Source organism: Acetobacter senegalensis (genome assembly GCF_001580995.1).
GTDB lineage: Bacteria > Pseudomonadota > Alphaproteobacteria > Acetobacterales > Acetobacteraceae > Acetobacter > Acetobacter senegalensis.
Genome location: NZ_LHZU01000043.1, coordinates 1 through 2,421, shown reverse-complemented (window position 1 = coordinate 2,421; position 2,421 = coordinate 1). Strand labels below are relative to the sequence as shown.

At 43.6% G+C, this 2,421-nt stretch carries 2 protein-coding genes and 1 pseudogene; 1 reads left to right on the top strand and 2 read right to left on the bottom strand.

The annotated features are described in order from the left end of the window. Positions 1–31: 31 nt before the first annotated feature. Positions 32–526, bottom strand: coding sequence for an IS110 family transposase (locus AD948_RS00300; protein WP_169797363.1), 495 nt, complete (start codon positions 524–526; stop codon positions 32–34). Between the two features lie 212 nt (positions 527–738). Between AD948_RS00300 and AD948_RS18550 the strand changes: the two are divergent. Further along, positions 739–1,149: pseudogene (locus AD948_RS18550) on the top strand (DDE-type integrase/transposase/recombinase); the annotation flags it as partial. Between the two features lie 423 nt (positions 1,150–1,572). Here AD948_RS18550 and AD948_RS00290 read toward each other — a convergent pair. Then, the coding region (locus tag AD948_RS00290; RefSeq protein ID WP_169797362.1) for a thioesterase domain-containing protein at positions 1,573–2,421 on the bottom strand (849 nt) is incomplete at its 5' end.

Below are 2,421 nucleotides of genomic sequence, written 5' to 3'. Positions count from 1 at the left end.
AATATGCGCCGCTTTCTCCTACTGGAGCGAATTAACGCCGCAGCGTAGCAATCCAGAGCATGAGACTTTCACTCTGCTCAAAACGCAGAGTGAAAATCAGGTCAACAAACCAGCAAGCAACACGCAAAAAAGAACCAATTAACGGTTCTTCGATCCCTCCAGGTCCTGGGTTCGAGAAGTGCCCCATCCTGGCCAGCATCACGGCATCTACCCGATCCGTTTTTGCAAGCTTTTTGGTTGCTTCAGCAAACTTTCTTGCGTGTCGCGGATTGACCCATGAGAATGGGATGCCGGCCTTGGCCAGATGACTCTCCAGTTGACGATGGAAAGGGCCGGTCGCCTCGAAGACAACATGTGCAGCACGTTGCCTGCCAATCCATCGTAGAAGCGTTCTGAGGCCTTTCGTATCGTTGGAAGTCTGGATCAGGTCACCAGATGGATATTGAGCGGCATCAAGATGATCCTTGGAAACATCAATGCCAACAACAACGGCATTACTCTCCTGCTTTGCGCATGTCTGTGCCATTCCCATTGCCCTATGCTTGTCATCCGGGATTTTCTCCCAGGTATCCGTTCAGGCCCGAGGAAAAGAAGAGGCGGTCATACTCATTCGCGGCCCATCATGGCCTGTCCTGACCCGCTCTCTCCAGCAGTCAGGAGGTGGCCACCTCCTGACTGCTGCCTTTATCGCACATACAGCGACCCGGATTTCATAAGACAAGTCCTGAGCCTCGAACCCTCCACCTGTTCAGCCGCCGTGTTATCGGATGGGCCGCCAGTGACCGAATGAAAAAGGACCTTGCTATCAAGGCGCTTGATATGGCGATGCGTCTACGCAACCCACCACCTGGCTGTATTTTCCATTCTGGTCGTGGCAGCCAATATTGCTCCCATGATTTTCAGAAGAAACTGACGGAATACAAGATGACAGCGTCCATGTCCGGCAAAGAAAACTACTACGACAACGCCGTGGTCGAGACCTTTTTCAAGAGCCTGAAGGCCGAAATGCTTTAGGGACAAAGCTGGCCAACACGGCGTCAGGCAACAGCCGCCATCTTTCAATATATCAACGGTTTCTATAATCTGCGACGGCGCCATTCCTATCTCGGGAATATCAGCCCCCTCGCTTTAGAGGCCAAAGCCGCGTAAAAGAAATCACATACCGGCACAAAACCGTTACAAGTCCAAACAGCCACATCAGCAACTCAAAGAGGAAGTGGATCTCGATTATTTTGAGGGGCGATCATGGACAAGCGTGCACCGACCAGGCCCTGATGTCCATAGTAGACTGCACCTTTCTCCAGTCCCGGCGCCTCACTGTGGTGGGCTAAGAAAGAGAGATCGCCCCCAACAGCATCGCATCCGTCGACCATCTATCAGGTAATGTCCGCACCCTGTAAATCTTCTACTGAAGACCCCAAAACGCATTATGACAAGGTAGTGGTAGGTGGAGGGTCCTAAAAACCCCTGTTTTGATTTTTCCAGTATTAGCAATATCAATGGGTTACTACTTTCATACAGGCGGAAAAGAGAGTTTTTAGAACCCTCCACGTGAGGCTTGGAAGTCTCCATTCATGTAAGCTTTTTTTTAAGAAATTCTAAGCGTTCATCATGAATAATATCTTCATGAGAGCTCTGAGATAATTTATATATCTCGGAATTACATTTTTGATGCATATTATTGTTAATTTTATATTCATCAGAAATAACAACAATATCTCCTGATTGAAAAATAATATCTCCAACATAAGATTTTATTTTTTCATTCACGAAAAATATTTTACTAAGATAGTCAAATATATCGTCTTTATTAATTTCTATATTATGAGAATGCAAAAAATTTATGACATCTTTATTTAATTCATAATTAAGTTCAAATGTATTTTTTTCATATGGAATATTTGGGATATAAGGATCTAAAAAAATCGCTCTACTTATGAGAAAATTTCTTTTAGTTAATTCTTCGCGTATTGCATGTACATAAATACTCCCGATAGACCATGAAAGTAATGTACATGACCGTGTGTCGGACACGTGGTTTTCTATGGAGTCTGCATAAAAATTTATTATCTCGTCAGGTGTAGCAACCTCATTGAAAATACCGTGGAACACTGGAGAATCTACAGCAAATACCGCACATTTTTCCGAAAGAACTTGAGCAATATTCTTATAGGCAAGAGAGATGCCATAAGCAGGATGCAAGCAAAAAAGAATGTCTTTTTTTGTGGATGAGTTTAAGGGATAAATATGTGAAGATTTTATAGTAGATAACACATTACATATATTCTGTATATTTTTATATGTATACAGATATTGTATCGAATATTTTTTTGTGAAATTTTCTTTTGAGATTCGATACACAGTTTTTAATGCAAGGAGAGAATCTCCGCCGACTTCGAAGAAGTTGTCTGTGACACCGAT